This is a genomic window from Leptotrichia sp. (genome assembly GCF_057270615.1).
On the sequence record NZ_DBHIXN010000095.1, the window covers coordinates 1 to 4260 of the forward strand.

A 4260-nucleotide genomic window follows, 5' to 3' on the forward strand; every position below is an offset into this window, starting at 1 on the left:
AGCCCGGATACTCCCTTAGCAGGGGAGCGCATTCGGCCTCTCTGCCACTTCTCCAAAATTATTTAAATGGCGGGTGAACTGGGATTCGAACCCAGACATCTTGCGATTTCGCCGGTTTTCAAGACCGGTCCCTTAGCCGTTCGGACATCCACCCATAAATTACTTAATTAGTATATCATATTTTTATACTATTTGTCAATGACTTTTTTAAAATATTTAATTAATACTGATATTTTTTTCTTTTTGTTTTATCCTATTCACAAACTATATTATTTTTCTTCTTTGATTTCTTGTAATTCTTAATTTTTATTTTTCTTTGCAATATAAAATTTTATATTTTTATAAAAGTAATTACTACACTTTATTATTCCAAAACAATTCATCTATTTTATTTTTTATCTCCATTATTTTGCTAATTTCCACTAAAACTTCCTTATTTTCTGGCAATATATCCTCATAAGGCAAACTTATCATTATATCATCCATTACTTTCTTGCTTCCAAATTTTTCAAAAAATATATCAATCTCTCCATTATCAAATAAATATTTCCCTGCATACTTATCTTCCTCATATTCAAATTTAACATTTTTATTGTTTCTCTTAAGATATTTTCTTATTTTAGGAAGAACTGTCTTTATTTCATCTCCTACTTTTATACTTTCTCTATTGTTTAAATACAACTTTTCCATACAAAAAGTTAAAAATTGAGTTTCTGGTTTTGTAAGATTTTCAACAAAGTAACTTAATGAATAGTATATTTTCAAACCTTTGTATATTAAATCTATTGATATCGTTATTTTATCATCACTCAATTTTATTTCTATTTCTTCAGGAATAGAAAAAATTTTCATTATTTCCTTTAAAGATATTTTCTCTATCCCATTAATTCCATAAGTATTATTTAAAATATATTTTTGTTTTTCCATTAAAATTCTCTCCTATCAAATATTTTCTGTTAATTATTCGTAAAAGTATAAAGATTCTAATTAATACAGTATTCTTAAATTTTTAGTTTTATTATTTTTTCTGGACTTAACTCCTTAATGAGGTTTTGTATTAATTTATTTGCTTTTACAATCGCCTAAATATCTTTTACAAATGAGAAAATTCTAGCTCTTGCTATTTCGACATTTCCGACAGTATTATTCCTCCAGCCACAGACACATTTAATGAATTTATTTGACCCTTTAAATGTATTTTTACAATTTTGTCGCAATGTTCTTTTACTTTTTTACGCATTCCGTTCCCTTCGCTTCCAAGTACAAGACATGTTTTTTCTGGATAATTCTCTTCATAATAATAGTTTTTTCCATCAGCTTCTGCACCATAAACTGTATATCCATATTTTTTTAATTTGTCAATTGTATCAGAAATATTTGTAACTTTTACAATATCCACGTGTTCAATAGCTCCTGTCGATGATTTTACAACTGTTTCTGTAACCTTTACATTATTTCTGTCCTGAATTATAATTCCATCCGCTCCAAAACATTCCGCACTTCTTATAATCGCTCCAAAATTTCTTGGGTCCTGAACCTGATCCAACACAACAACTATCGATTTTTCTTTTCTCAAAAGTTTTTCTAAAAATTCAGCAAAATCTACATAATAATCAAATTCTGAAACAAGAGCCACAACTCCTTGAGAATTTTCAGTCCGTTTATCAGTATAAAAAATCTTTATGTTCCTTTTACTTGCCAAATTCAATATTTCTTTAATTGTTTCTTTTTTTATTTTTTTATAAACTTCCAGCTTTTCGATGTTTTTATCTGATTTTAACACTTCTATTACTGGATTTATTCCTATTATTTTTTCCATTTTTTCTCTCTTTCTATTTTTTATCTGCTATCTCAAACCTATCAAATCATGGACTCTTATAAGTCCTACAACATTCCCATTTTCTACAACTGGCAGCACATTAATCTGACTTTTTCTATTTTCCATCAAATGAAGCGCATCAAGAGCCATTGCATTCTTTTCAATTGTTACTGGTGTAGAAATCATAATGTCAGAAGCAACATAATCAAAAAATTTATCCTTATGTTCCAATGCACGCCGAATATCCCCTTCTGTTATAATTCCAAGCAATTTCCCATTTTCAAGACCTGTATCTGAAATACACACAGCTCCCAGTTTTTTCTTAGTAAGAACCATTAGCACATTTTCAATTTTTTCATCTCTTTTTACAACTGGTAATTCATCTCCAATATGCATCAAATCAGAAACATGCAACAATAAACGTTTCCCAAGGCTTCCGCCTGGATGATATTTTGCAAAATCATTTTCAGTAAAATTCTTTAGTTTCATAAGACAAGCTGCAAGGGCATCTCCTGTTACAAGTGTCGCCGTAGTCGAACTCATCGGGGCTTGCCCCAGCGGACATGCTTCCTTTTCAACTCCAACATTAACCGTAAGTTGTGCATATTTTCCCAATGTAGAATTAGGATTTCCAGTAAATGCAATGATTTTTCCACCAATTTTTTTTATTGGTGCTAAAATACTTAACACTTCATCAGAATTTCCACTATTTGAAATAGCTATTATCACATCTCCATTACTAATCATCCCCAAATCTCCATGAAGTGCTTCCGCTGCATTTATAAATACAGCAGTTGTCCCAGTTGAAGCAAGTGTCGCAGCAATTTTTTTCCCAATTATTCCAGACTTTCCGATTCCAGTAACGATAACTTTATTATTATTTTTAATTTCTAAAATCATTTGAACTAATTTTTGAAAAGTATCTCCCAATTTATTTTTCAATTTTTCAAGTTCTATTATTTCGATATCAAATACATTTCTAGCTTCTTTTATAATATCCATTTCCATTTTTTATTTTTCTCCTTTTTTTGAATATATCAATATAAACGGCAAAAAATTTTAGTCTTTTGCTTTGCTTGATTCAATTTTATTTAATATTTTCTTGACTTCCTGACTTTTATCCTTATGACATACAAGTAAAGCATCTTTTGTATTTACAATGACAATATTTTCCAGTCCAATTGTAGCAATAATTTTGTCATCTTCCTTATTAATCACGATATTTCCTTCAGAGTCAATTTGTTCAAAATGACTGGCTCGCACAACATTACTATCTTTATCCTTTGGAAAAATATCTTCAAGCGATTTAAAATTTCCAACATCATTCCAGTCGATGTCAACAGGAATCACACTTACGGATTTTGTATGTTCCATAACACCAAAATCTATTGAAATTTTTTCAAACTTCTCAAATTCATCTTTTACAAAATCACTTAATTTTTCTCCATAAACATAATTTAAATCTACTGTTTCTAACATTTTTTCAATATTTTCCAAAATAACTTTATGAGTTTCCATATATTTTTTTATTTCATTTAAAATAAATTCTGTTTTCCATACGAACATTCCGCTATTCCAAAGGTAATTCCCCTGCTCAATATATTTTTCAGCCAATTCCTTATTTGGCTTTTCCCTAAATTTTTTTACTTTATATGATCTGAATTCTTCTTTTGGTTCAATATTTTTACAATTATTTTTTTTATCATCTTTTGATTTTTTCCTGTCGATATACTCGATATATCCATATCCAGTTTCTGCATAAGTCGGCTTAACCCCAAGTGTAATAATTTTATTTTTCTCAGCCTCACAAAATGCAAATTTCAGACTTTCCAAAAACTCTTTTTCTTTTTTTATTAAATGATCTGATGGCAAAACTGCCATAATGCTATTCTTATAAATTTTCCTAACAATGCAGGCTGCATATCCAATACAAGCCGCTGTATCTCTTGACATTGGCTCAAAAATTATATTCCTGTCAGCAATTTCAGGCAATTCTTTTTTTATTATATCAAAATATTTAATATTTGTAGAAATAAATATTTTTTCTGATGGAATAATTTCCTTTATCCTGTCAACAGTTTCCTTAATCATTGTCTTTTCCGACACTAGATCTAAAAATTGCTTTGGCTTGTCATTGGTAGATAATGGCCAAAACCTCGTTCCACTTCCTCCAGCCATAATTAAAGCTACTTTATCCATATTTTTCTCCTGTCCTTTTAAATTGATTTTTATTTAATCATTTAATATTTTCAGTCTTTTTATTTCAATATATTATATCATTATTTATATTCAAAACAAAGTAAAAAGTCAAATATATACTGGATAAAATATTTATAGATATATTTTAACAAAAGATAGCAAGAAGTCTCCGGCTTCTACAAGCGGAAGATGAATTGCTTTTTTTTGTAAAAAAAAATTGAAAAAAGGATATATTTATGATA

General features: G+C 28.7%; 4 protein-coding genes and 1 tRNA gene. All 5 read right to left on the bottom strand.

Annotation, left to right across the window (positions count from 1 at the left end; genetic code table 11):
- Positions 1 to 67: 67 nt before the first annotated feature.
- Positions 68 to 154: transfer RNA gene (locus ACO409_RS10340), tRNA-Ser, on the bottom strand.
- Between the two features lie 200 nt (positions 155 to 354).
- Positions 355 to 927, bottom strand: coding sequence for a hypothetical protein (locus ACO409_RS10345; protein ID WP_485556996.1), 573 nt, complete (start codon positions 925 to 927; stop codon positions 355 to 357).
- A 193-nt stretch (positions 928 to 1120) separates the two neighbouring features.
- Positions 1121 to 1819 (bottom strand): 23S rRNA (guanosine(2251)-2'-O)-methyltransferase RlmB, encoded by a 699-nt coding sequence (gene rlmB / locus ACO409_RS10350; protein WP_485556998.1) that lies wholly within the window; start codon positions 1817 to 1819, stop codon positions 1121 to 1123.
- 27 nt (positions 1820 to 1846) lie between these two features.
- Positions 1847 to 2827: a KpsF/GutQ family sugar-phosphate isomerase gene (locus ACO409_RS10355; protein ID WP_485557000.1), complete on the bottom strand. Its 981-nt coding sequence runs from the start codon at positions 2825 to 2827 to the stop codon at positions 1847 to 1849.
- A 51-nt stretch (positions 2828 to 2878) separates the two neighbouring features.
- Positions 2879 to 4018, bottom strand: a complete 1140-nt coding sequence (locus ACO409_RS10360; RefSeq protein WP_485557002.1) for a mannose-1-phosphate guanylyltransferase — start codon at positions 4016 to 4018, stop codon at positions 2879 to 2881.
- Positions 4019 to 4260 lie beyond the last annotated feature (242 nt).

What these genes read in the sequence shown, in the direction of transcription:
- ACO409_RS10345 (WP_485556996.1), bottom strand. Translation starts at nt 927, where the DNA reads ATGGAAAAACAAAAATATATTTTAAATAATACTTATGGAATTAATGGG.
- rlmB (WP_485556998.1), bottom strand. Translation starts at nt 1,819, where the DNA reads ATGGAAAAAATAATAGGAATAAATCCAGTAATAGAAGTGTTAAAATCA.
- ACO409_RS10355 (WP_485557000.1), bottom strand. Translation starts at nt 2,827, where the DNA reads ATGGAAATGGATATTATAAAAGAAGCTAGAAATGTATTTGATATCGAA.
- ACO409_RS10360 (WP_485557002.1), bottom strand. Translation starts at nt 4,018, where the DNA reads ATGGATAAAGTAGCTTTAATTATGGCTGGAGGAAGTGGAACGAGGTTT.